Source organism: Mycobacterium sp. (genome assembly GCF_052143115.1).
Classification (GTDB): Bacteria; Actinomycetota; Actinomycetes; order Mycobacteriales; family Mycobacteriaceae; genus Mycobacterium.
The window spans coordinates 1-24,519 of sequence record NZ_JBKQTQ010000287.1; the positions used below are offsets into that span (position 1 = coordinate 1).

General features: G+C 64.8%; 24 protein-coding genes and 1 pseudogene. 12 read left to right on the plus strand and 13 right to left on the minus strand.

Features of this window, described 5'->3' with window-relative positions; genetic code table 11:
- Nucleotides 1–137: 137 nt before the first annotated feature.
- Together ACLQI9_RS28030 and ACLQI9_RS28035 are read right to left on the minus strand one after the other, a co-directional pair.
- Nucleotides 138–365 (minus strand): deoxyribodipyrimidine photolyase, encoded by a 228-nt coding sequence (locus tag ACLQI9_RS28030; protein WP_442392463.1) that lies wholly within the window; start codon nt 363–365, stop codon nt 138–140.
- A 127-nt stretch (nt 366–492) separates the two neighbouring features.
- Nucleotides 493–684, minus strand: a complete 192-nt coding sequence (locus ACLQI9_RS28035) for a hypothetical protein (protein ID WP_442382433.1) — start codon at nt 682–684, stop codon at nt 493–495.
- Between ACLQI9_RS28035 and ACLQI9_RS28040 the strand changes: the two genes are divergently transcribed.
- On the plus strand, nt 683–925 hold the full coding sequence (locus ACLQI9_RS28040; protein WP_442382432.1) for a hypothetical protein: 243 nt from the start codon (nt 683–685) through the stop codon (nt 923–925). The two genes, ACLQI9_RS28035 and ACLQI9_RS28040, sit on opposite strands and share 2 nt — an antisense overlap.
- Before the next feature lie 85 nt (nt 926–1,010).
- Here ACLQI9_RS28040 and rfbC read toward each other — a convergent pair whose 3' ends face one another.
- From rfbC to ACLQI9_RS28070, 6 genes are read right to left on the minus strand one after another with little or no spacing between them, the layout of a single operon-like run.
- A complete protein-coding gene (gene rfbC / locus ACLQI9_RS28045) occupies nt 1,011–1,622 on the minus strand; it encodes a dTDP-4-dehydrorhamnose 3,5-epimerase (RefSeq protein WP_442382431.1) in 612 nt (203 codons plus the stop codon).
- A 1-nt stretch (nt 1,623) separates the two neighbouring features.
- Nucleotides 1,624–2,619 (minus strand): dTDP-glucose 4,6-dehydratase, encoded by a 996-nt coding sequence (gene rfbB, locus ACLQI9_RS28050; RefSeq protein WP_442382430.1) that lies wholly within the window; start codon nt 2,617–2,619, stop codon nt 1,624–1,626.
- A gap of 26 nt (nt 2,620–2,645) precedes the next feature.
- A complete protein-coding gene (locus tag ACLQI9_RS28055) occupies nt 2,646–3,512 on the minus strand; it encodes an LLM class F420-dependent oxidoreductase (protein ID WP_442382429.1) in 867 nt (288 codons plus the stop codon).
- Nucleotides 3,513–3,531: 19 nt separating this feature from the next.
- Nucleotides 3,532–4,380, minus strand: a complete 849-nt coding sequence (locus ACLQI9_RS28060; RefSeq protein ID WP_442382428.1) for an LLM class F420-dependent oxidoreductase — start codon at nt 4,378–4,380, stop codon at nt 3,532–3,534.
- Between the two features lie 28 nt (nt 4,381–4,408).
- Nucleotides 4,409–5,914, minus strand: a complete 1,506-nt coding sequence (locus tag ACLQI9_RS28065) for an ATP-binding protein (RefSeq protein WP_442382427.1) — start codon at nt 5,912–5,914, stop codon at nt 4,409–4,411.
- Nucleotides 5,911–7,596 (minus strand): FAD-dependent oxidoreductase, encoded by a 1,686-nt coding sequence (locus ACLQI9_RS28070; RefSeq protein ID WP_442382426.1) that lies wholly within the window; start codon nt 7,594–7,596, stop codon nt 5,911–5,913. Before ACLQI9_RS28070 ends, ACLQI9_RS28065 begins: the two co-directional genes overlap by 4 nt.
- 248 nt (nt 7,597–7,844) lie before the next feature.
- On the opposite strand from ACLQI9_RS28070, the gene infA reads away from it, so the two are divergent.
- The 8 genes from infA (at nt 7,845) to truA (ending at nt 12,501) form a co-directional block, all read left to right on the plus strand.
- A complete protein-coding gene (gene infA / locus ACLQI9_RS28075; protein WP_003418601.1) occupies nt 7,845–8,066 on the plus strand; it encodes a translation initiation factor IF-1 in 222 nt (73 codons plus the stop codon).
- 49 nt (nt 8,067–8,115) lie between these two features.
- A complete protein-coding gene (rpmJ, locus tag ACLQI9_RS28080; RefSeq protein WP_003879483.1) occupies nt 8,116–8,229 on the plus strand; it encodes a 50S ribosomal protein L36 in 114 nt (37 codons plus the stop codon).
- 153 nt (nt 8,230–8,382) lie between these two features.
- Nucleotides 8,383–8,757, plus strand: a complete 375-nt coding sequence (gene rpsM, locus ACLQI9_RS28085) for a 30S ribosomal protein S13 (RefSeq protein WP_442376695.1) — start codon at nt 8,383–8,385, stop codon at nt 8,755–8,757.
- 3 nt (nt 8,758–8,760) lie between these two features.
- Nucleotides 8,761–9,180: a 30S ribosomal protein S11 gene (rpsK, locus tag ACLQI9_RS28090; RefSeq protein WP_442376693.1), complete on the plus strand. Its 420-nt coding sequence runs from the start codon at nt 8,761–8,763 to the stop codon at nt 9,178–9,180.
- Nucleotides 9,181–9,205: 25 nt separating this feature from the next.
- Entirely contained in the window at nt 9,206–9,811 is a 606-nt protein-coding gene (rpsD, locus tag ACLQI9_RS28095) for a 30S ribosomal protein S4 (protein WP_442376691.1), read from the plus strand.
- Nucleotides 9,812–9,887: 76 nt separating this feature from the next.
- The gene (locus tag ACLQI9_RS28100; protein WP_442376689.1) at nt 9,888–10,931 is read left to right on the plus strand and encodes a DNA-directed RNA polymerase subunit alpha; all 1,044 of its coding nucleotides are present in this window, start codon (nt 9,888–9,890) and stop codon (nt 10,929–10,931) included.
- A gap of 84 nt (nt 10,932–11,015) precedes the next feature.
- The gene (gene rplQ, locus ACLQI9_RS28105; RefSeq protein ID WP_442376687.1) at nt 11,016–11,618 is read left to right on the plus strand and encodes a 50S ribosomal protein L17; all 603 of its coding nucleotides are present in this window, start codon (nt 11,016–11,018) and stop codon (nt 11,616–11,618) included.
- Nucleotides 11,619–11,628: 10 nt separating this feature from the next.
- Nucleotides 11,629–12,501, plus strand: coding sequence for a tRNA pseudouridine(38-40) synthase TruA (gene truA, locus ACLQI9_RS28110; protein WP_442392464.1), 873 nt, complete (start codon nt 11,629–11,631; stop codon nt 12,499–12,501).
- Nucleotides 12,502–12,508: 7 nt separating this feature from the next.
- Here truA and ACLQI9_RS28115 read toward each other — a convergent pair.
- From ACLQI9_RS28115 to ACLQI9_RS28125, 3 genes and pseudogenes are all read right to left on the minus strand, one after another.
- Nucleotides 12,509–13,063: pseudogene (locus ACLQI9_RS28115) on the minus strand (cutinase family protein).
- A 230-nt stretch (nt 13,064–13,293) separates the two neighbouring features.
- Complete coding sequence (locus ACLQI9_RS28120; protein ID WP_442376683.1) at nt 13,294–13,986, minus strand: cutinase family protein; 693 nt, start codon at nt 13,984–13,986, stop codon at nt 13,294–13,296.
- Nucleotides 13,987–14,034: 48 nt separating this feature from the next.
- Nucleotides 14,035–14,799, minus strand: coding sequence for a cutinase family protein (locus tag ACLQI9_RS28125; protein WP_442376705.1), 765 nt, complete (start codon nt 14,797–14,799; stop codon nt 14,035–14,037).
- Between the two features lie 218 nt (nt 14,800–15,017).
- On the opposite strand from ACLQI9_RS28125, the gene eccB reads away from it, so the two are divergent.
- A complete protein-coding gene (gene eccB / locus ACLQI9_RS28130) occupies nt 15,018–16,460 on the plus strand; it encodes a type VII secretion protein EccB (RefSeq protein WP_442376681.1) in 1,443 nt (480 codons plus the stop codon).
- On the opposite strand, the gene mycP is transcribed toward eccB, so the two are convergent.
- Both mycP and eccD read right to left on the minus strand, forming a co-directional pair.
- Complete coding sequence (gene mycP, locus ACLQI9_RS28135) at nt 16,431–17,795, minus strand: type VII secretion-associated serine protease mycosin (RefSeq protein WP_442376679.1); 1,365 nt, start codon at nt 17,793–17,795, stop codon at nt 16,431–16,433. The two genes, eccB and mycP, sit on opposite strands and share 30 nt — an antisense overlap.
- Nucleotides 17,792–19,228 carry a type VII secretion integral membrane protein EccD gene (gene eccD, locus ACLQI9_RS28140; RefSeq protein WP_442376677.1) on the minus strand — a complete coding sequence of 479 codons (1,437 nt, stop codon included), beginning with the start codon at nt 19,226–19,228 and terminating at the stop codon, nt 17,792–17,794. The genes mycP and eccD overlap by 4 nt, the downstream gene beginning before the upstream one ends.
- 189 nt (nt 19,229–19,417) lie before the next feature.
- Between eccD and eccCa the strand changes: the two genes are divergently transcribed.
- Together eccCa and ACLQI9_RS28150 are read left to right on the plus strand one after the other, a co-directional pair.
- The gene (eccCa, locus tag ACLQI9_RS28145) at nt 19,418–23,293 is read left to right on the plus strand and encodes a type VII secretion protein EccCa (RefSeq protein WP_442376703.1); all 3,876 of its coding nucleotides are present in this window, start codon (nt 19,418–19,420) and stop codon (nt 23,291–23,293) included.
- The gene (locus ACLQI9_RS28150; RefSeq protein WP_442376701.1) at nt 23,275–24,507 is read left to right on the plus strand and encodes a type VII secretion-associated protein; all 1,233 of its coding nucleotides are present in this window, start codon (nt 23,275–23,277) and stop codon (nt 24,505–24,507) included. Before eccCa ends, ACLQI9_RS28150 begins: the two co-directional genes overlap by 19 nt.
- The last annotated feature ends 12 nt before the right edge of the window (nt 24,508–24,519 follow it).

Genomic DNA, 24,519 nt, shown 5'->3' on the forward strand with positions numbered 1-24,519 from the left:
CCGACACTCGTACGATAATTTCTCACTGGGGCCTCCCACATCTTGTGGCTCTACCGGCCAGGACCACATTCCTGACGGCAACCCACGTTCACATGTGAGCGAGGCCCCAGCCCCTCATACCGTCTAGACGCACGGACCTACTTCTTGGACGGGATCACAGTCACCACGATCAGTCTGAAGATGCTGAAGATCAGTCCGAGGATGCCCCAACCAAATGGGTTGCGGCCCTTCATCCCAGCAATTACTGCGCAAATAATCGCCGCGATAACGCTGCCGATGGCGACGAAAATGCCTTTGATGCCGCGCAGAATAAATCCTGCGGCCTCCGGCTGGCTGTACGCGGCCAGCATCAATTGGTGAAGCATGATGACCTCCTCTGTGCCGCACGGGGTCTCACTGTCGTGCTTCGGTCTCGAATACCCGCGAAAGCCGAAATCAAACCGATCGGTGCAGTTCAGTGCAGCGCATGGACCTGCGCGGCAGGAGGCTTGGTCATGGGCAGGTGACGTGTAGCTCGACCGGCAAATTCTTAGTCAGCGTGCTCTCACCCGGCGCCAGCACCGGGGGCGTCCCTTTGACCGTGTAGCTGTTGCCCTGCGCCGTCGCTTCCACATTGGGTGGCTGGGGGTTGTAGGGCATGCTGTACTCGCCGCTATCAAGCTTGTAGCTGAAAGTCAGGGCCATGAGCGGCGATGCGGCGTTCGACAACCACGACATGGCGAACGAGGCGGTGGCGTCACTAGCGCTGATTGCGAAGTTGCCCAACGGTGGTGTCGCACTCGGGTTGGCTGCTTGGGCGATGCAGTTGACTGGCCCGGAAATCGCGTGGGTGTGGCCGTTCAGCGTTAGCTCTGCTTGTGAGGTGCGGCCTGCAGGTGTCGTTTGCACGGTCGACGTCGTCGACGCCGAACTCCGGACGGGCTGAGAGGTCGGCTCGGCACTCTTACTGGAGCATGCGATCAGCGTTGCTGCCCAAACGATCACTGCGACCAGGAGAGCACCCGGCTTCGTCATCCCGATTCGTCTCCAGAGAAACCGCGAATAAAGGTACGGGTCTCGTCCCACCTCGGCAGCAGACCCGCGGCGCGGACCTCGTCCAAAGTGGGTGCGGCGGCGTCGCGGTCGGATAACACCAATCTGTGCTTGGTTGGCCAGTCGATGGCCAGGGCTGGGTCGGTGGCGGCGATGGTGTGTTCGCGTTGCGGGTTGTATTCGGCTGAGCACAGGTACATCACCGTCGAATTGTCTTGTAGTGCAACGAAGCCATGCGCCAGACCTTCGGAGAGGTACACCGATCTGCGGTCACGGTCGTCGAGCAGCACCGAGTCCCAGTGTCCGAAAGTCGGCGACCCCAACCGGATGTCGACGACGACGTCGAACACCGACCCGGAAAGGCAGGTCACATATTTGGCCTGGCTGGGTGGCAGCTGGGCGAAGTGCAGGCCGCGCAGCACACCGGCCGCCGATACCGAACAGTTGGCCTGCCGGACATCGAGCCGGTGACCGGCGAAGCTGGTGAACCCTCGATCGGTCAGCCACTCGAAGAACAGTCCACGCGCATCGGCATGCAGCTGCGGGGTGATCTCCCACGCGCCGGCGATGTCGAGTTGGCGGATCTGCATGTTATTGACCCCGCTGGGTGTAGCGGGCTTCGACGGCCGCTTTCAGCGGGCCCCACCAGGATTCGTTGTCCCGATACCAGTCGATGGTGGCGCGTAGACCCTCGGTGAAATCGATGTGCTTGGGCGCCCAGCCTAATTCGGTGCAAAGCGGGGTTGGATCGATGGCATACCGCAGGTCGTGGCCAGCCCGGTCGACGACATAGTCGAAGTCGTCGCGATCGCGGCCCATCAGCTCGAGCAGCGTCTGCAACACCGACAGGTTGTCACGCTCGCCCTCGGCGCCGATCAAATAGGTTCGGCCGACTTGACCGCCCTCAAGGATGCACCGGACCGCATCGTTGTGGTCATCGACATGGATCCAATCCCGGACATTGGCCCCTTTGCCGTACAGCTTGGGCCGCCGCCCGGTCAACACATTGGTGATCTGGCGCGGAATGAACTTCTCCACATGCTGATAGGGCCCATAGTTGTTCGAGCAGTTCGAAATCGTCGCCCGCACACCATAGGAGCGCACCCAGGCCCGCACCAGCATGTCGGAGGCCGCCTTGGTCGACGAGTACGGACTCGACGGGTTGTAGGGCGTGGACTCGGTGAACCGCTGCGCATCATTAAGCGCCAGATCCCCATAAACCTCATCGGTGGACACATGATGCAGCCGCACCCCGTGCCGACGTACCGCCTCTAACACGGTGAACGTCCCGATCACGTTGGCCCGCAGGAACGGCGCCGGGTCGGCCAACGCGTTGTCGACATGGGTTTCGGCCGCGAAATGGACCACCGCATCGCACTCGGCGACCAGTTGGGAAACCAGCTCGGCGTCGGTGATATCACCCTGCACCAGCCTGATGTCACCCTCCACGGGAGTCAGCGATTCGCGGCTGCCGGCATAGGTCATGGCGTCCAGCACCGTCACCGCATCTTCCGGGTGCTCGCGCACCGTGGCAAGCACGAAGTTGGCACCGATGAAACCGGCGCCGCCGGTAACCAGCAGCCGCATGGTGGAACCTTAGCTAAGCGGCGTGATCAGCTCGCGGGCGTCAGCCCCAATGGCCCGGCCAGTTCGCTCAGTGCGGGCAGCAGCGTCTCGTCGGTCCAGCCGCCCAGGACTTGGATCGCCACGTGATCGGCGCCGGCCTCGAGATGCTCGTTGAGACGCTGCACGATGGCTTCGGGGGTGCCGTAGGCCACCACCGCGTCGATCAGCCGGTCGCTGCCGGGCTTGCGCACGTCGTCTTCGCTGAACCCCAGCCGCAGCCAGTTGTTCACGTAGTTGCTCAGGCCCAGGTAGTGGTCGACGGTCTCGCGGCCAATCCGGCGGGCCTCGTCGGCGTCGGTGGTGAGCACGACCTTGTGCTCCGGCGCTAAGAACACCGATCTGCCCACCCGTTCGCGCGCTTTGGCCGTGTGCTCTGGCGTGGTCAGGTACGGATGCGCTCCGGCGCTGCGCTCCGCCGCCAGCTCCAGCACCCGGGGGCCAAGCGCCGCGAGAACCCGACGGCTGGTCGGCACCACCGCGGCATCGAGTTCGTCCAGGTAACCGACCAGTGCGTCGTAGGGCTTGACGTATTCCTCCGTGTGCTCGCGATGCCCCACCCCGATGCCGAGCAAGAACCTTCCGGGATAAGCGCTTTCGATGCGCTTGTAGGACTGGGCGACCGCCGGCGCCGGCGCGGACCAGATATTGACGATGCCGGTGGCCAGCTGCAGCGAATTGGTCTGCTCCAGAGCCGGTTCCACCCAGGCCAGGTCGGCTTCCGGAGATCCGCCGATCCAGGCGGCGCCATAGCCAAGCGATTCGATCCGCTCGGCCAGCTCGGGTTTGATCGAGCGGAAAGCCAGCCACACGCCGAACCGGCCCAGATCAGGTTTCAGTGATACTGCCTCGGCCATCAGGTCCCCCTCTGCTTCCTCAAGACTGATTGAGGCCAAGCGGCCCCGCCAATTCGGCCAGCGCCGAAACCAGGTTCTCATCCTTCGTCAGCACCTGAACGGCCACGTGGTCGGCGCCCGCGTCGAGGTGTTCGTTCAGGCGCGCGGCGATCGCGTCGGTTGTGCCGTAGGCGACTACGGCATCGACGAGGCGGTCACTGCCGGGCCGACTGACTTCGTCCTCGGAGAACCCCAGCCGTTTCCAGCTGTTGCGGTAATTGGCCAGGTTGAAATAAATGTCGAGTGCCTTACGGCCAACCGAGCGAGCCTTTTCCGCATCGGTGGTCAGCACCACCTTGTGCTCGGGTGCCAGGAAGGCCGACCGGCCGATGAGTTCTCGGGCGTGCGCGGTGTGCTCCGGCGTGGTCAGGTAGGGATGCGCTCCGGCGCTGCGCTGCGCCGAAAGCTTCAGCACCCGCGGACCCAGCGCGGCAACCACCCGACGGTTGGCGGGCACGCCGTAGTCGTCGAGTTGGTCGAGATAGTCGACCAGCGCGTCGTAGGGCTTGCGGTATTCGGTAATCGCTTCGGGATGCCCCACGCCGATACCCAGCACGAAGCGGCCGGGGTAGGCCTTGTCGATGCGGTGAAAAGACTCGGCGACCGGCTTAGCCGCCGCCGACCAGATGTTGACGATGCCGGTGGCCACCTGCAGCGTGGTGGTGGCTTTGAGGATGGGCTCCACCCATTCCAGCTCGGCCGGTGGTGAGCCGCCTACCCAGACGGCCCCATAGCCGAGGGCCTCGATTTCTCTGGCCTGCTGCGGGGTGACGCCGCGGCCGAACGATCCGAACCGACCAAGATTGGGTTTACTCGCTGCATCAGTCATGGTGTCTCCAACCTGTGCCGTGATGCCGCTATTCCGCCAGTTCTGCGTCCAGGTCGGGATCCGCCAAATCCTCGACGCGCGGTTTTTCCAGGGGCAGCAACACGATGAAGCGGGTATTGCCAGGGACAGACTCCACGCGCAAATCCCCGCGATGTTTCTTCACGACGATGTTCCACGCCAAATCCAGCCCGAGGCCGGTGCCCTCGCCGACCGGTTTGGTGGTGAAGAAGGGCTCGAAGATGTGCTCGCGCGCCTCGTCGGGGATACCGGGCCCGGTGTCGCAGATCTCGATGCGGGCCAGCTTCTCGCCTTCCCTACCAGTGCGGACGGTCAGTGTGCCGCCCTTCTCGCGCATCGCCGCCAGCGCGTTGTCGATGATGTTGGTCCAGACCTGGTTGAGATCGCCTGGAAAGCAAGGGATTTCGGGAAGCGATTGGTCGAATTCCTTGACCACTGTGATCGCGCCGGTGTGCTTGCCGCCGTCTTTGCCCAATCGGTCGGCGAACATCACCAGCGTGCTGCGCAGCAGTTCGTGCACATTGGCCACGTCGAACAGGGCCCGGTCCATCCGGGAATATTGCTTGGCGTCGGCGACCAACGCCGAAATCCGCTTGCTCGCTTCCGAAATCTGATTCATCAGAAGCTCGCTTTCGATGGTGTAGCTGATCCAGCGGACCGCCTCCTCCAACGAGGCCGAAGCATCCAATTCCTCGGCGGTTGCGGCAATCCGCTCCAGCCAGTCGGTGTCGACGCCGCCTTCGACGAGTGTCGGTGCGATGTCCCACCCGCCGTCGACGTCGTGGTCCTCCAGCCACTCGCCGATAGCGTCCTCGCGGTCGGCGGATTCGAGCGCGGTCAGGTGCTGCGACGCCGATTTGGCGACCTGCTCGGCGACCGCCTCCTGCAGCCGCACCAATGCGTTCAGCGTTTCAGCGCTGACGGTGCCGTCGGCGAGCATCACCAGTTTCCCGCGCATGCGGGCGATCCGGCCGCGCAGCTCGTCGGCGGCCCGTGCGATGGCCGCGGCGGGATTGTTCAGCTGATGGGTCAGCCCGGCCGACAACCGGCCTAGCGCGAGCAGCTTCTCCCGGTTGTCGATGATCCTGCGGGTCCGGTCGGTGCCCACCGCAATCCCGTCGAGCAGGTGAACGGCCATCGGAAATTGGTCCTTCATGAACGTGGCGAACACCGGGGCGTCCATCACGAAGAACCGCGACGGCTTGGTCACGTGCACCGACGCGTCGTACAGCTTTTGCTTCCCGCCGGTGAACGCCCGCCACGCACCGCAATAGACGCCGCGCTGTGATGTCCGGTTCGTCTCGATGGCCTGGCCGCCGGAGAGCTTCGACATCGCCAGCTCGCCTTCGATCAGAACGTAGAAACAGGTCGCCGGCTCACCCTCAACAATGATCGGTCCCGATTCGTAGTGCTCGATGTGGCCGTTGGCGCACAACGTATCGAGCTGCTCGTCGGAGAGCGCCTCGAACAAGAACAGGGTGCGCAGCTCGTCGGCGTCACATGGGGGTGCGGTCATGACTCCGCCAAGTAACGGTGAACCAACATCACGGCCATCGATCCTTCTCCCACCGCGGCCGCGACCCGTTTGGCGGAGTCGGCGCGCACATCGCCGGCCACGAACACGCCCGGCACGCTTGTTTCCAGGTGGTGTGGTGGACGGTCCAGCGTCCATCCGCAGACGTTGCGCAGGTCCGGCCCGGTGAGGATGAAGCCGCGGTCGTCGCGCGCGACCACGCCGTCCAGCCAGTCGGTGCGCGGTGCGGCTCCGATGAAGATGAACATTCGGCCGCAGGTGACATCCTCGGTACCGCCGGTCCGATTGTCGACCAGGGTCAGCTTCTCCAGGTGATCGTCTCCGGTGGCGCAATGAACTTCGGTACAGGTGCGCACGTTGATCTTGGGGTTCTGCTCGATCTGCTGGATCAGGTAGTACGACATCGACGCCTCCAACGACGGGCCACGCACGACGATGGTCACCGATTTCGCCTGGCGGGACAGATACATCGCGGCCTGGCCGGCCGAATTGGCCCCGCCGACCACGTAGACCTCTTCGTCCTTGCAGTCCGACGCGACGGAAACCGCGGCCCCGTAATAGATGCCGCGGCCGGTCAGCTCGTCGCAGCCGGTCGCCGCCAGCTGACGGTAGGCGACGCCGGTGGCCAGGATGACGGCGTGTGCGTCGATGGAGCCGCCGTCGGCGAAGCGGATGGTGCGCTTGGACCCGTTGACCTCCAAGGCGGTGGCCGCGCGGGCGGTGATCAGTTCGGCGCCGAACTTCTCCGCCTGCCTGCGCGCCCGATCGGCCAACTGGCCACCGGACACCCCGTCCGGGAAGCCCAGGTAGTTCTCGATCCGCGAGCTCTGGCCGGCCTGGCCGCCCGTCGCGGTCCGTTCGATCAGCACCGTGCGCAACCCTTCCGAGGCGCCGTAGACAGCGGCGGCCAGGCCCGCAGGTCCGCCGCCCACCACGATCAGGTCGTAGAACTCCTGCGACGGCGTGGTGGTGAGGCCTAACGTGTCGGCCAGTTCGGCGTCGCTGGGTTCGATCAGGGTGTCGCCGCGTTCGGTGACGACGACCGGTAGCCGCAGACCGTCCTTGCCGGCGGCCCGCAACAGCTGTTCGCCCTCGGGCTCATCGGCCATGAACCAGTTGTAGTAGAGCCCGTTGCGGGCCAGGAAGTCGCGAACCTGCCAGGATCGCGCCGACCAGCGGTGCCCGATCACCTTGGTGTGCGGGATGGCGTGAGCCGGCGCCCGCTTCCAGGCGTCCAGCAGGGCGTCGATCACGGGGTAGAGCTTTTCCTCGGGCGGATCCCATGGCTTGAGCAGGTAGTGGTCGAGGTCGACGACGTTGATGGCGTCGATCGCGGCGTGGGTGTCGGCATAAGCGGTGAGCAGCACCCGTCGCGCCGACGGGTACAGGTCCATCGCGTGCTCGAGGAATTCGATACCGGTCATCTGCGGCATCCGGTAGTCGGCGACGAGCGTTGCGACCGTCTCACCACGCAGTTTGAGCTGCTTGAGGGTTTCCAGCGCATCCGGGCCCGACTCCGCCCGTACGATCCGGTGGGCCTCGCCGTAGTGGCGACGCAGGTCCCTGGCGACGGCCCGGGATACCGCGGGATCGTCGTCGACGGTCAAGATCACCGGTTTGCGGGTCTGGGGGTCGGAACTTGCGGGGTTTGCGGGATTGGTCATTGGCGTTAAGTATGCGCTTGTCAGGGCGGGTGCGTGGGTCCAGGTCGGCCGGTCCGATTCCGCTCAGAGCGATTTTGGTCAGCCGGAATGAGCGGGTATCGTGGAGCAACGGTGCGTCATCGCGCTGGTTTCTTGCGTGCCCAGTCCTAGGAATTTCCTGTCACCGGCTCACGTTGTTAAGCCAGCCAATGCTGCGCTGATCCGGGCGTAGAAGCAACGAAACCAAAGACGAGGATTTCTGAAAAGTTATGGCCAAGAAGGACGGCGCCATAGAGGTCGAGGGCCGCGTGGTCGAGCCCCTGCCCAATGCGATGTTCCGCATTGAGCTGGAGAACGGCCACAAGGTGCTTGCCCACATCAGCGGCAAGATGCGGCAGCACTACATCCGCATCCTGCCCGAGGACCGGGTGGTGGTGGAGTTGTCTCCCTACGACCTGTCCCGCGGCCGCATTGTGTACCGCTACAAGTAAAGCCCGAACGAAACAACCAACAAGTAGATAGAACAGGATCGAAACAGCCGTGAAGGTGAACCCGAGCGTCAAGCCGATCTGCGACAAATGCAGGGTGATCCGTCGGCATGGGCGGGTCATGGTGATCTGCTCTGATCCGCGCCACAAGCAGCGCCAGGGCTAGCAGCCACACGCGCGCACACAACTGAATGCAGACCTCCCAGCACCAGTGAACGGATAGGCCGTTCATCGACGTCCGGAACGGAGGCCGGACCCCGGAGCAGTCAGCCGGGAACGGACTGGGATCAGACCTCCGCGAACAGAAGGAACGCCACTCATGGCTCGAGTTGTGGGCGTTGACCTCCCGCGCGACAAGCGCATGGAGGTCGCGTTGACCTACATCTACGGCGTTGGCCGTACCCGGTCGAACGAGATTTTGGCCGCCACCGGTATCGACAAAGACCTGCGCACCAAGGACCTCACCGACGACCAGGTGACCCACTTGCGCGACTACATCGAAGCCAATCTGAAGATCGAGGGTGACCTGCGCCGCGAGGTGCAGGCCGACATCCGCCGCAAGATTGAGATCGGCTGCTACCAGGGGTTACGGCACCGCCGCGGCATGCCGGTGCGTGGCCAGCGCACCAAGACCAACGCGCGTACCCGCAAGGGCCCCAAGCGCACCATCGCAGGCAAGAAGAAGGCGAAGTAAGTCATGCCCCCAGCCAAGAAGGCAGGCGCCGCCGCCCCCAAGAAGGGTCAGAAGACCCGGCGGCGGGAAAAGAAAAACATCCCGCACGGCGCCGCCCACATCAAGAGCACGTTCAACAACACGATCGTGACGATCACCGACCTACAGGGCAACGTCATCGCCTGGGCGTCGTCGGGCCACGTCGGCTTCAAGGGCTCGCGCAAGTCGACGCCGTTCGCCGCCCAGCTGGCCGCCGAGAACGCCGCCCGCAAGGCGCAGGAGCACGGCGTGAAGAAGGTCGACGTGTTCGTGAAGGGCCCGGGCTCGGGCCGGGAGACCGCGATCCGATCGCTGCAGGCCGCAGGCCTGGAGGTCGGCGCGATCTCTGACGTCACCCCCCAGCCGCACAACGGCTGCCGTCCGCCCAAGCGGCGGAGAGTCTAGTCGGCCCAGGAGGAAGAGACAGACAATGGCTCGTTACACCGGACCCATCACCCGGAAATCACGCCGGCTGCGCACCGACCTCATCGGCGGCGACCAGGCGTTCGAGAAGCGTCCCTACCCGCCCGGCCAGCACGGCCGCGCGCGGATCAAGGAGAGCGAGTACCTGCTGCAGATGCAGGAGAAGCAGAAGGCCCGCTTCACCTACGGCGTCATGGAAAAGCAGTTCCGCCGCTACTACGAAGAGGCCACTCGTCACACCGGCAAGACCGGTGAGAGACTGCTGCAGATCCTGGAGAGCCGGCTGGACAATGTGGTCTACCGCGCCGGGATAGCTCGCACCCGCCGGATGGCCCGCCAGCTGGTCAGCCACGGCCACTTCACGGTCAACGGCGTGCACGTCAACGTCCCCAGCTACCGGGTGTCGCAGTACGACATCATCGATGTGCGGGACTCGTCGCTCAACACGGTGCCGTTCCAGATCGCACGGGAGACCGCCGGTGACCGTCCGATCCCCAGCTGGTTGCAGGTGGTCGGCGAGCGTCAGCGCATCCTGGTCCACCAACTGCCCGAGCGTGCCCAGATCGACGTGCCGCTCACCGAGCAGCTGATCGTCGAGTACTACTCGAAGTAAGACCCCCTGCACTGAACCCAGTGCAGGTCTTAGCGGCATCAAATAGCGGGTGCCGAGAAGGAGAAGAAGAAATACCATGCTGATCTCACAGCGACCCACCCTGTCCGAAGAGCTCATCAACGACAACCGTTCGCAGTTCGTCATCGAGCCGCTGGAGCCGGGATTCGGCTACACGCTTGGTAATTCGCTGCGTCGGACGCTGCTGTCGTCGATTCCCGGCGCGGCCGTCACCAGCATCCGTATCGACGGTGTGCTGCACGAGTTCACCACCGTGCCAGGCGTGAAGGAAGACGTCACCGACATCATCTTGAACCTTAAGAGCCTGGTGGTGTCCTCGGAGGAAGACGAGCCGGTGACGATGTATCTGCGCAAGCAGGGCCCGGGCGAGGTCACCGCCGGTGACATCGTGCCGCCGACCGGTGTGACCGTGCACAACCCCGAGATGCACATTGCGACGCTGAACGACAAGGGCAAGCTCGAGATCGAGCTGGTCGTCGAGCGTGGCCGCGGCTACGTCCCGGCCGTGCAGAACAAGGCGTCGGGAGCCGAAATCGGCCGTATCCCCGTCGATTCCATCTACTCGCCGGTGCTCAAGGTGACCTACAAGGTCGACGCCACCCGTGTCGAGCAGCGCACCGACTTCGACAAGCTGATCCTCGACGTCGAGACCAAGAGCTCGATCGGCCCACGTGACGCGTTGGCGTCGGCCGGTAAGACGCTGGTCGAGTTGTTCGGTCTGGCACGCGAACTCAACGTCGAGGCCGAGGGTATCGAGATCGGGCCGTCGCCGGCCGAGGCCGATCACATCGCGTCGTTCGCGCTGCCGATCGACGACCTGGATCTGACCGTGCGCTCGTACAACTGCCTCAAGCGCGAGGGCGTGCATACCGTCGGCGAGCTGGTCTCGCGCACCGAGTCCGACCTGCTCGACATCCGCAACTTCGGCCAGAAGTCCATCGATGAGGTGAAGGTCAAGCTGCACCAGCTGGGTCTGTCGCTTAAGGACAGCCCCGCCAGCTTCGACCCGTCGGAGGTCGCCGGCTACGACGTTGCCACCGGCACCTGGTCGAGCGAGGGTGCTTACGACGACCAGGACTATGCGGAAACCGAACAGCTCTAAAGCCGTCCGGTGACGATGCGGGCCGTCAACGGCCCGCTGAGGAGCCGGACAGTTGGATTGAGAATCTAGACAGGAGCGTCAGCAATGCCCAAGCCCACCAAGGGTCCTCGCCTCGGCGGGTCGTCTTCGCACCAGAAGGCGATTCTGGCCAACCTGGCGACGGCGCTGTTCGAGCACGGTCGGATCAAGACCACCGAGACCAAGGCTCGGGCATTGCGGCCCTACGCGGAGAAGCTGATCACCCACGCCAAGAAGGGCACGCTGCACAACCGGCGTGAGGTGCTCAAGAAGATCCGCGACAAGGACGTGGTGCACAACCTGTTCGCCGAGATCGGGCCGTTCTTCGCCGACCGCAACGGCGGCTACACCCGCATCATCAAGGTCGAGGCACGCAAGGGCGATAACGCCCCGATGGCGGTGATCGAGCTGGTGCAGGAGAAGACGGTCACCTCGGAAGCCGAACGTGCGCGTCGGGTCGGCGCTTCGAAGGCTGCTCCGAAGGCAGCGCCCGAGGCCGAGCCGGAGGCGGCCGCAGTAGAGGCGGAGGCGGAGGAGGCGGCGGCCGAGGCCGAGACCACCGAAGTTGCCGCCCAGACCGGGGCCACGACGCCTGAGCCGGAAGCCGAGGCGGAGGCCCATGAGCCCGAGGCCGCTGAGACGAAAGCCGAGGACGCTGACAAGTCCTAGCAACTTGCCGTTGAACGACGTGCCCGCCATCGACGCCGATGGCGGGTGCGTTCGTCTTCGGCTCGATATCGCCTATGACGGAACGGATTTCGCCGGATGGGCAACGCAGTCAGGTCAGCGCACGGTTGCGGGCATTCTCGAGGAAGCGCTTTCGACGGTGTTTCGGACCCCGGTGCGGTTGCGGGCGGCCGGGCGCACCGACACCGGCGTGCATGCCATCGGTCAGGTCGCCCATATCGACGTTCCGCTCGATGCGCTGCCCAATGCATATCCTCGTTCGCCCCGACAAAATGAACCGGAATACCTGCCGCTGGTCCGGCGTTTGGGCCGGCTCCTGCCTGCCGACGTTCGGATCCGCCGGATCGTCCGCGCGGCTGCGGGTTTCGACGCACGATTCTCGGCGCTGCGGCGCCACTACATCTATCGGCTCTCGACCGCTGCCTACGGGGTGGAGCCGCACGAGGCCCGCTATATCACCGCCTGGCCGCGCCCGCTTGACGTCGACGCGATGATGACGGCGTCGCGAAACCTGTTGGGACTGCACGACTTCGCCGCGTTTTGTCGTCACCGCGAGGCCGCTACCACGATTCGAGACCTGCAGCGGCTGGACTGGTCCCGCGAGGGTGATCTGATCACCGCACACGTCAGCGCCGATGCGTTCTGCTGGTCGATGGTGCGGTCGCTGGTCGGCGCGCTGCTGGCCGTCGGCGAACACCGGCGCACCGCGACGTGGTGCCGCGGGCTACTCACCGCAACGCGGCGCTCCAGCGACTTCGCCGCCGCACCGGCGCGGGGCTTGACGCTGATCGGCGTGGACTACCCGCCGGACGGCGAACTGCAGGCGCGGACTCTGGTTACCCGCGACCTACGAACCCGGGACTAACCCCCGGCTACAGCTTGCCGGCCACGAAGCTGGCCGCCTGGTTCACCAGCCCGGAAGTGATGTACGACGGCTGCAGATGCGAGTTCCAGTGCAGACCGTGCACGCTTGGGGTGCAGATCGGGTCGCCGTCGGCGCACAGGTCGATGGTCTTGCCGGCGAACGCGGGGCTGAAATCGGGGACCGGACCGAGCACACGTTGGGTGCCGTTGCCGAACAAGGCGACGGCAGCGATGTGCTGGTCCATAGCCGGCGGCAGAACATCGGTGTAGCCGAATCCCGGTTGGTTCATCGCGACCACCACATCAGCCGCCGCTTGGTGTTCGGGCAGCTCGACGCCATTGACTGAACGTGGGCGCTCATGTCGTTGGACCCCTTGGTGACACTGACGTCGGCGGGATAGTTCACCCCGTATTCGCCGATCGACATGTGCGGCACCTTCGATTGCAGCGAGTTGATGAACGCCTGGCCGACCTCGCCGACCCCGGGGGCTTCTTCGCGGCCGCGGGCGAAATCCACTTCGGCGTCCGGGCATGCCGCCGACGCCCCGGGGAATGGTCCCCATTGCCGGAACGGGTGCCAGTGCCGGGGCGATCAGCAGACCCGCGGCGAGCAAAGCGCCACCGGCGAAGCTGGCCACCCGTTTTGCGGCACTTGACCTGCCACAAAGCCGCGATCGGGCGTCAATCGGAGCAAATTTTATGAGCGGATATTAGCGAGCAAAGCTAATATGTCCCTGATACAACCTGCAGGGTTGGCTTATATGTCTCGCGGTCTCCCTGCCGCTGCGAACGATTACTGCAGCTTGCCCGCGACAAAGTCGGCGGCCTGATTGACCATGCCGTCCTGGATATAGAGGCTGCCAGAGTGTTGCGGCCAGTTTTGGTTCCAGGTGTGCGGGTCGGCCGGATTGCAGATCGGGTCGGTGCCGTGGCACAAGTCGATGGTCCGGTCGGTGTAGACCGGGTTGAAATTCGCGATCGGCCCGACCCACTGGGTGCCGTTGCCGAACAGCGCGATCGCTGCGATGTGTTGATCGGCACCCGGCGGCAGCGGATTGGTGAAGCCGAACATCGGGCCGGGAGCCGCCATCACGACGTCGGTGACCGCCGCGCCCAGCGAGTAGCCGCCCAACACCACCCGGGTGTTCGGGCAGCCGTTGATGGTGGACTGGACGTGACCGCTCATGTCGTTGGCGCCGACGTCGACCTCGGTGTCGGCGGGGTAGCGCACCGCGTAGAGACTGACGTTTCGATTGACTCTCGACCGCAGGGCGCTGACGAAGGCGTTGCCGACGACGCCGGCGCCGGGCGATTCCTGTCGCCCGCGGGCGAACACCACCTCGACGTCCGAGCAGGCGGCCGATGCCGTCGAGATCAAGGTCGGGGTTGTCGCGGGCGCAAGCAGCATCGCAGAGGCGAGCAATCCTGCGGCGGCGAACCTGCCCAAGACCGACCGTGGCGGTGGGTTTATCGAGCGCAGCTTCATGGCCCGATAGTAGTGGGCCGGCCGGCGGTCAGCGCGCCGGGTAACCCGTTAGTGAAATACCGCGGGCTGATCGACGACGACGTTCGCCGGTGGTTGGCCATCGGGACTGGGCGCAGGCCCGGGCAATGGTCCAGGCCCGGGTAGCACGCCCATGGGCCCTTGCGGCGCGGTGGGGGGTAGCACCGACAACAGCCTGGTCTGAACGAAACTGGCCGCCCGGCTGGTGTAGACGGGCACGTAGCCCTCGGTGTGCCCACTCCACTGGTTGCCGGGACCCGCGTGACAGATCGGGTCCTCGGGGTTGCAGAAATCGATGGCCTTGGCGGCGAACAGCTGGCTCTGCGCCGAGATCGGGCCGCCGCTGCGGTCGGCCGGATTACCGAAGGTGGTCACCGCGACGATGTTGTTCGCGTACTGGGGCGGCAGCGAACCGCCCCAGCCGATGCCGCCGATGGGAACCCCGGTGACGATGTCGATCACCGACGCGCCCTGCGAGTATCCGCCGAGCACCTGCGGGGTGTTCGGGCATTTGTCGGCCACGTCTTTGATGTGCTTGATGGCGTCGTTGGCGCCGTCACCACCGTGCAACTGCAGCAAGCTGGCCTTGTAGTTGACCGGGTAGGCGTCGATGTTCTTGCCGGTGTTCTGGCGCAGGTCGTCGGCGAGCGCCTGCCCGACGTGTCCCAGGCCGGCCGGCTCGTCGGTGCCGCGGGCGAAGGTCAGCGCTACGTCCGGGCAGTTGTCGGCGCCGGCCGACGGGACGGCGCGCGGAACGGCGCTGGGGGCGACCAGCAGGACACCGGCGGCCAGCAGCGCGGCGGCGCCCGGGCCGACCCAACGCAAGCCGCGTGACCAGCGACGACGGGGCACCGAACGGCTCAAGCGGTGAATGCTCACCAGGCGATTTTAACGAGAATCGGGCCGAAGGTCACATCGGCGGTTGTCAGGCCCGCGCTGTGGATCGACGGCGAGACGCCGCATGACCACGGAATATCGTGAAGCGGACTGGCCCCGGGTGACTTGAGGGACTGATGGCACGGCAACCGACTACACGACTGCACCTCAGCGGGTATCGATTCCTGCGACGTCGTATCGAATGCGCGCTGCTGGGCAGGGACATCCGCGGGGTGAACGAACCGATCCGCGCCTCGATGCAGTCGCTAACGGCCGGCTCGGTGCTGGCGGTCATCGGGCTGGCTGGATGTGCGCTCGTGGCCGTGGTACGCCCACAACCGGCGGTGGCGAACGCGCCGATCGTGATGGGCAAAGAGTCGGGGGCGCTCTACGTCCGGATGGGTGAAGCCCTGCATCCGGTGCTGAATCTGGCCTCGGCCAGGCTGATCGTGAAAACGAACGCTGACCCTCAGCCAATACCTGAATCGGAATTGAGCCATAGCAAAAGGGGACTCCTGCTCGGCATCCCCGGTGCTCCGCAATTCCTGGGAATGCCCCTCGCCGAGGATGAATTGCGGTGGGCGGTTTGTGACGGCGGCGATCGCGCCGCACCGAGTACGACGGTCGTCATCGGCCGAGCCGAGGGACCACTGTCACACCCCTTGGCAAGCGAACAATCCGTGCTGGTCAGGCCGGTTTCCGGCGGGTCGACCTACCTGCTCTACGCCGGTCGCCGAGCCGTCGTGAATCTCGATGAACCTGCGGTTGTGCGTGCACTGAGGCTGGACGGTCAGATCCCATTGACGGTGTCACCGATGCTGTTGAATGCCGTCCCAGAGGCACCGCCCATCACGGCGCCGCGGATTCCTGACGCCGGCGGCCGCGGACCGGCCGCACTGCCGGGATTTCCGGTCGGCAGCGTCCTCCGCATGACCCGCGTCGACGGCGACGAGTACTACGTCGTACTCAGCCACGGGATTCAACGCATCGGCCAGGTCGCCGCAGATCTGCTGCGATTCACCGACTCGCGAGGCACCCGCACCGCCATCTCGGTCGCGCCCGACATCATCCGCGCGACTCCGACGGTGACGGACTTGCCGGTGGCCACCTTTCCCGACCGGGCGCCGACGCCGCCGGATGCCGGAGGTGCGGCGCTGTGCGCCAGCTGGAGGCACGCTGCGTCGGGCGGGGTCGAGATCTCGTTTTTGGCCGGCGCTCTGCCTATCCCGGCGCGCCAAGAGGCGGTGATGCTATCGCAGGCCGACGGAAAGGGCCCAGCGGTCGACGCCGTTTATCTTGCGCCCGGGCGCAGTGCGTATGTGCGCGCCACTGGCCTGTCGGGAGATAACCCGCGCGCCGGCACCCGATACCTGATAACCGATACCGGTGTGCGATTTGCCATACACGATGACGATGCGGCACACGACCTCGGTCTGCCCGATACGGCGATCCCGGCGCCGTGGCCGGTATTAGCCAAACTGCCCGCGGGTCCGGAATTAAGTCGGGCGAACGCCTCCGTCGCCCAGGACACTCTCGCCGTCGGGATTAAGTCAGTCCGGTCGACCCCCGGCTCGCCGTAGCCGGGCCGTCAGTGCGCCGATGGTCAGCATTACCGCCAACACGCCACCGCAGATCGCTGCGCCCATGAACGCCGTGTTTCGCGAACCGTGGTCCGTCGGCGCAGGAAGCGGAGGCGGCGCAATCGGCACCGGTGTGCGTTGTGGCAGAGGAGCCGGGATTGCCGGTGGGTCGGTGCTGACCGCGGCAAGGAGGTCGACAACGCCCGCGCCCACCAGAGGATCCCACCCGCCGGGCGGATGATGCGCGGTGGCCTCGATGCGTTGCATGACCTGGCGAGCCGTCAGCTTCGGGAACCGGGATCGGATCAACGCCGCCAACCCGCTGACCACTGGCGCGGCGTAGCTGGTGCCCGAAAGCGCACGCGAATTATTCTGCCCATCAAAGGTATTCACTAATCCATCGCCCGACGAGCTCAGCGATATCACCGCCTCGCCAGGGGCAGCGACATCCACCCAAGGTCCGGCAAGGGTGAACGACGACGGTTCGCCGCGCGCGTTCACCGAGCCCACGGTGAGCACGTAGTCGTCATACCAGGCCGGACTGACCACAACCGTGACCGTGTCCCAAGTTGCTTGGGGCGGCTGAGCGGGACATTGCCCAGTGCCGGTGTTGCCGGCGGCGACCACCACGACGACGTTCTTGACGTCAACCGCGTAGGAGAGCGCGGCGCCAAGTGCGCGGTCGTCGAGCGTCGACCCGGTGCGGATGCAGGCAACCGAGGAGATATTGATCACCGAAGCGCCAAGATCCGCCGCGGTACGAACGGCTTGTGCCATGGTGCCGACATCACCGAATCCAGAGTTGGACGGATCCGCCACCGCGCCGAACTTGGTGCTTGACTGGCGGATGCTGATCAAACTGACACCCGGGGCGACCCCGCTGAATCCATCCCTATGATGCGGATCCATTGCGGCGGCGATGATCCCGGCAACCGCGGTCCCGTGTCCATCGCAATCTTGGGTGCCGTCGCCGGTGAATACATAATCACCTCCGGCCGCGGTATGAGGCAGCCGTGAGTGCGGCGAAACCCCGGTGTCGATGACAGCGACCCGTTGACCCGAACCACGTGTCAGTTTCCAAACCTGTTGCAGGTCAAGTCCGGAGAGTTGGCCGGAGGCGTTGGTCCGGTCCGCATCGGGAGTTATCGATGGCACAGCGCACATCTCGCGCTGCACGGTGGGCTGCGGCGGCGTGGGTGGCGCCGGTTCGGGTAGCCGGCTGTTGTCGATCGGTGGTGGCGAGACCGCACGCGCGGCCGGGGCCGCACCTTGGGGCAGCAAGGCAATCAGCACCGCCGTCGCACAGCGGAGCGCTCTGGACTTCGCTGTGGTCATGGCAAGTTCATGCCACGCGCAGCGCCGTAAATCCCGCAGATCCAGCACGCCAGCGGCACGACGACGGCCAAGGCGAGATACTCCAGCAGTTCTACACTTCGTCGCCCAAAGGGAGAGAACGTCATCGTTTGGGTGATGAAACCGAGACATAGCGCGCCGGCGGCCAGCATCGTCGACGCGGCAACGATGTACGACGTGCTCAGCGGATAGGCAACAGCTGCGATGACAAGTGTGGCGCTGAGCGTGGCTGTTCCAGCCGCCACCAGCGGCACGGATCTCGCTAGGTCTTGGTGTGAGCGCGCCCGCAACAACAGCACACCTCCGGTGATAGTGGCGAACGCAATGCCGAGCAAGCGTTGGCCACCGCCGAAGTACGATCCGGCCGCTGCGCCGACGGCTCCCAGCGCCGCCGCAGCGGAGAATGCGACGACCAGGCTAGTCAGCCAGTTGTTGGCGCGGATCGCTCTGGCGCTCAGGCGATGTGGAGCGGACGCAGGCTCGCCCCTTGCGGGGTCGGGCTCGGACCTCACTTGTGAGGACAACCCCGCCAGCATCATCGACATCGGTGCAGAAGCTTCTACCAAGACCAGCGATATCGCTGCGGACGCCGCCCCGATCGTCTGTAGCGGCGCGGCGGTCACCGCGCCCACCACCGCAGCTGCCGCTTCGACCGCCGCGAAACATGTCAAAGCCGTGAACACGGTTGTGCAGCAACCTATCACGCGCATGGCCGTCGCCGATGTCGCCGCAGCGGCCATTGCAAGCAGCGCATTTGGTGCGCCCAAGTCGCCGGGAACGGCCAGCAACCCGGCGAGTGCGGCGAATCCGCTAGCCGCCAGACCCAGCGTGAGTCCGGCAGTCCTATCGCGAAACACGCGATAGGCGACTGCCGCCGCTGGCAGAGCGATAAAACCGGCCATCGCCGCAACGCCGGCACAGCTGCTGCGGCGGGCATCGTTGGTGGCAAAGGCTGCTCGAATCAAGACCGCTGAGCCCGTGCAGGTCAGCCAACTCGCTGCCAATACGCTGATGAGCCGGGCCGCTTGCCGGGTCCAAGGTCGCGCCGCGGCAGCGAGCGCCGCTGATACCGCCTCTGCTACGTCATCGAAACGCGGCGGCGTTAAGACGGTCGACGAGCTGGTCAAGATCAATGTCGTTCCATCCCGGATTCCTAGCTGGGAGAGCGTCTTCGATGGGTCGAGTGCGATATCTCCCGGAAGGGAAAGCTGATGCCGAATAGCCACCTGCTGAGCGCGGTGACCGCACTTAGCCGCCAGGATGTCCACAATGGGTGGCATCAGCGATCCAAGCGGCACTGCGGCCGATAACACCAAGTCGACGTGGGAGGAGTCGGCATGAACCGACACCCGCCGCAACCCTCCGTCGGGCAGACGGCGTTCGCCGCTTTGGCGTTCTCCCAATGCTTGCTGCACTGCGACCTCCATTCGCCAATGCGGATGCTGACCCGGACGCTAACCGGCGGCGCAAGACCGCGTATGCGTTGATCCACAGCTGACTTGCAGCTGATTGCGCTCGCACATACGGTGCCAATCGCATTTGGCGCAGTGATGATGCGGGAGGGCTAGATGGGGCAGCGGGATAGCTCTGCGACAGTGGAGTTCATGTCGCCGACGCGGCTGCACCCTCCGGTGTTCGAGACGGCCGACACCGTTGTCGCGGCTCCGCCGGAAGTGACGCGACCGGTACGGACGAACGTGATGACCCGTCTTCTGCCGGTCGTCATGGCCATCGCGACTGTGGGGATGATGGCGGTGGTCTTTGTTTCACGGTCGGGCGTGGCGCGCAATCCGGTGTTCATGACGTTTCCGTTGATGATGCTGTTGTCAGCAGTGGCGACGGTGGTGTCCGGCGCGGATCGACAGCGCGGTGAGATCAACGCTGACCGCGCCGAGTATCTGGGCTACCTCTCCGACTTACGCGGCACCGTCGTCAAGACCGCGGCGGCACAGTGCTATTCGCTGGTGTGGTGCCATCCTGATCCTGACGCGCTGTGGACGCTGGTGGGCAGCTGCCGGATGTGGGAACGGCGACCGGCGGACTCAGACTTCTGCGACGTTCGGATCGGTGTCGGAACACAGCATCTTGCCACCCGTTTGGTGCCCCCGCCGACCGGGCCCGTTCAGCGGCTGGATCCAGTAACCAGCACAGCGCTGCGCCGATTCCTCCAAACGCACTCGACAGTCGCGGGTGCGCCGATCGCGATCGCCCTACGCGGAATGAAGGCCGTGGCGGTCGGCGGGGACACGATGCACGCGCGTGCACTGTTGCGCGCGATGATTTGTCAGCTCGCCGTGATGCACAGTCCGAGCCTGGTCTTGATTGTCGCCGTAGTCAGTAACCGCAATCGAGGCGACTGGGACTGGTTGAAATGGTTACCGCACAATCAACATCCGCACGCCAACGACCGGCTCGGCTCTGCCCGGATGGTGTACTCGTCGCTGGCTGCGGCCGAGAAGGCGCTCGCCGGTTTGATGCCTGACCGCGCGCCGGCCCACGTGATAGTCGTTGTCGACCACGACCTCGATAGCGGAGGCGTGATCGAAAGCGCCACCGGCGGGGCGACTTTGCTGACGGTCGACAACTGCGATGACGGCGCAGCAACAGCTGGGGTGCTGCGGCTGCGGGTGAGCGAGAACCAGGTGGCAACCGCGCCGTCGGGCGACGACGAAGCGTACGCACACCCGGACCAGATGAGTTACACCGCTGCGCTGGCGTGTGCGCAAAGACTGGCCGGGTACCGGGCTGGGCCGGATGCGTCCGCGGCCGCACCCGGCGTCGGCTTAGGCTGGCTCGATCTTCTTGGGATTGGCAATCTCGCGTCGTACACACCGACTGATCGGTGGAACAGCAGAAGTCCCCGCGATCGGCTTCGTGTTCCAATCGGCACGACACCAACCGGCGTACCGCTGGAGCTCGATATCAAGGAAGCCGCCGAAAAAGGTATGGGGCCGCATGGCCTTTGCATCGGGGCGACCGGGTCGGGTAAGTCGGAGTTCTTGCGCACGGTCGCACTCGGGATGATGGCCCGTCATTCACCCGAAGAGCTCAACCTGGCCCTGATTGACTTCAAGGGTGGTGCGACATTCGCCGGCTTGGAGCCGGCGCCACACGTCGCGGCTGTCATCACCAACTTGTCCGACAAGGCGGCACTGGTCGCTCGAATGCGCGATGCCCTAACCGGTGAAATGAACCGCCGACAGGAAGCGCTTCGCTTGGCAGGCAACCTCGACGGGATTGTCGCTTACGGCTGGGCGCGGCGTGCAGGGAGCCGATTAGCACCACTGCCGGTGCTGTTCATCATCGTGGACGAATTCTCCGAACTGCTCAGCCATCATCCGGATTTCGCTGACGTCTTCGTAGCAATCGGCCGACTAGGGCGATCGCTGGGTATGCATCTGTTGCTGGCCAGCCAACGTCTGGACGAGGGCAGACTTCGTGGGCTGGAATCGCATCTGTCGTATCGCGTGTGCCTGAAAACATGGTCGGCCAACGAATCACGACTTGTCTTGGGAACATCCGATGCTTATGAATTGCCCAGCACGCCGGGCTCAGCCTATCTACGGGTCGGCACGGATGACTTGATTCGCTTCCAAACCGCGTATGTTTCCGGCCCTTGGAATGCGAAAACCCCAGAGGCTGCGGAGGATTCCGGTTTACCCGATGACGGCAGGGTACCGACGTTTGTCCGATTGTTCACCGCCGGACCGACAGGGCCGGTCACGCTTGCCGGTAGGACCGGCATGGATGTCGTTGATCGGCGCACTCTCCTGCAGACGGTCGTGGATCGGCTGTCCAGGCATGGGCCTCGTGCGCATGAGGTGTGGCTACCGCCGCTCGCAGCGGCGCCGGCCCTGGACACGGTGCTGCGCGAGGCCGAATCCACCGGCGAACCCATGCAGGCGTTGACCGTTTCCATCGGTATCGTCGATCGCCCGTTCGAGCAACGGCGAACGCCGCTCATTATCGACTTGTCAAGCGCCGCGGGCAATGTCGCTGTAGTTGGAGCACCTCAGTCCGGCAAGTCGACAGCTTTGCGTACGCTGATGGCTGCGCTGGCGGTCACCCACGAGCCGGGCTCGGTGCAGTTCTACTGTCTCGACTTCGGCGGTGGGGTGTTGGCATCGCTGCGTGATTGGCCGCATGTCGGTTCGGTCGCCGGGAGAACAGACCCGCAGGTGGCTCAGCGCATGATCGCCCAGCTTGAAGCAATCATCCGGTCTCGCGAGACCATCTTCCGCGACCACGGGATCGAATCGATGGCGCATTATCGCGTGCTGAAGACGAGGCAAGATCCAATATGCGACCGCTTCGGTGATGTATTCCTGATTATCGATGGGTGGGCAACCCTACGTCGTGAATTCGAAACGATCGAGGCATCGATCACAAGCCTTGCTGTTCAGGGACTCTCATTCGGTGTGCATATCGTGATGTCAGCTTCGCGGTGGGCTGATATTCGTCCGGCGCTCAAGGATCAGATTGGGACCCGAATCGAGTTGCGGCTCGGCGATCCCACGGATTCCGAACTGGACCGTCGGCGGGCTCAGCAAGTCCCCGATGATAAGCCGGGTCGAGGGCTTTCCCACGATGGGCTGCACATGGTGATCGCCCTGCCCAGGCTGGACGGCGCCGGCTCGAGCTCTGGCCTGGTCGAGGCCGGTGCGCGAATCGGGGAGATGTTGCGGCGCCGTCACAGCGGAGCGACCGCGCCACCGATACGCCTACTGCCCACACTCGTCGATCACCGCAGCATAGTTGAACGAGCGGTCGAAGGGCGAGAAGCCGACATCTTCATCGGTCTCGAGGATTGTGAACTACGGCCACTGGCAATCGATTTCGCTCAGCAGCTGCACCTTCTGATTCTCGGGGATAGCGAATGCGGAAAGACAGCCGCATTGCGCGCCATTTGCCGCGAGCTCTTGCGGACCACGACTGCGGCCCAGTCCCAATTATTCATCGTCGATTTCCGACGCTCGCTTTTCGGCGTCGTCGAGCCCGAGTCCGAACATCTTGGCGGATACCTTGTCTCGGCGGATGCGGTCGACGCGGCCTTACCGCGTCTTGTCGAACGGCTGCGCGGAAGGGTGCCGCCTTCGAACGTTACGTCCGCGCAATTGCGCACCCGGTCCTGGTGGTCGGGGCCCGAGATATACGTCGTGATAGACGATTACGACCTGGTTGCCTCCGATCGGAGCAATCCGCTGATGCCACTGTTGGAATTTCTGCCGCAAGCTAAAGACCTGGGGCTGCACTTAGTGGTGGCACGGCGCAGCGGTAGTGCCGCTCGTGCCCTGTTCGAGCCCCTTCTCACCGGGTTGCGAGATGCCGGCTGTATGGCATTGATGATGAGCGGAAGCCCGGACGAGGGCCCATTGATTGGGTCGGTGCGCCAGTCGCCCATGCCGCCTGGCCGTGGCACGCTGATCACTCGTCAAGGCAACTCGCGGTTGGTGCAGGTCGCCTGGAGCCCGCCGCCGTGATCGCGCAGGTAGTCGAGGTCGGTCCAAACGTGATTCGCCAATTATGTTGCGATGGCGGCGCAGTCGCTGACAACGAGATGGTAAGGATTGCGTTCGACAGCATCGACGATCCGGTAACCCTGGTCGACCTACGTCCGGTCCCTATCGACTCGCTGTGGCGGACGGTGCTGGGGTCGCTGGACTGCGGGAGCCCTGAACGTGCGATCGTCGTCCACCCGTCTTGGTGGGCGCCGAGGCGCGTCGATGTGGTCAGCACGGCGGCGCGGGTCCTCGCCGGCGAGGTTGTGATGCGACCGCGATCATGGTTGCTGACCCAGGCATCCCCGCTCGAATCCCAGCACCTGACCGTGGTTGTAGAGATCGCTGACTGCTTCGTGGTGATCACCGGTGCGGCGGTGATCGCCGAAACCCGCCGCGGAGAACCGCAGTGTGTCGCTGAGGCGGTCGTCCGTTCCATCCGCGAGATGAGGTCGGACCCGACCGCCGTCGTCGTGATTGACACGCCCAGCACGGTAACCGGGGCTGGCGCGCTGGGGGCGATGATCGCTGAAGGCATGCGCGCCAGCGGCGGGATAACCGCGGTGCAAGTCGATGACGCCCTGTTCAAAAGTTATGCCGCAGAGATCTTTCAGCGTGAAGACAGTCCTGCCGAGTCGTGCTACACCGAAGTTGCGGGTCGGGGTTATACCCGTCACTGGGGGCTGGTGCTGGTTGTACTGCTGATCATCGGAGTGCTCGGGGCGCTCGCGTCGGCCCGTCGCAGCGCACCCGCGGGCAGTGACGTTCCGACAACGTTTCTGGTGGAAGGTCGCGTCGCGCTTGAGGTTCCGGCGGAATGGCCGACGCAGCGGATCGTAGCCGGGCCCGGTTCGGCGCGCGTGCAGGTCACGTCGCCGTCGGATCCCGAGGTGGCGCTGCACGTGACGCAATCGCGGGTTGCCATTGCAACTCTGAGCGCCACCGCCGAGTCGCTGAAGCATGCGATTGACGCCGAGCCAACCGGCGTATTCGTTGACTTCAACCCGGCCGGCAATAGCGCCGGCCGCGCTGCGGTGACCTATCGGGAGGTCCGGTCTGGCCACGACATCCGATGGACCGTGCTGGTCGACAAGGCCGTCCGGATCAGCATCGGGTGTCAAAGCCGCCACGGACACGACGATGCGATGCGGCAGGTATGCGATCTGGCGGTGCGGTCGGCTCGGGCATTGAGCTGAGTTATACGCCTG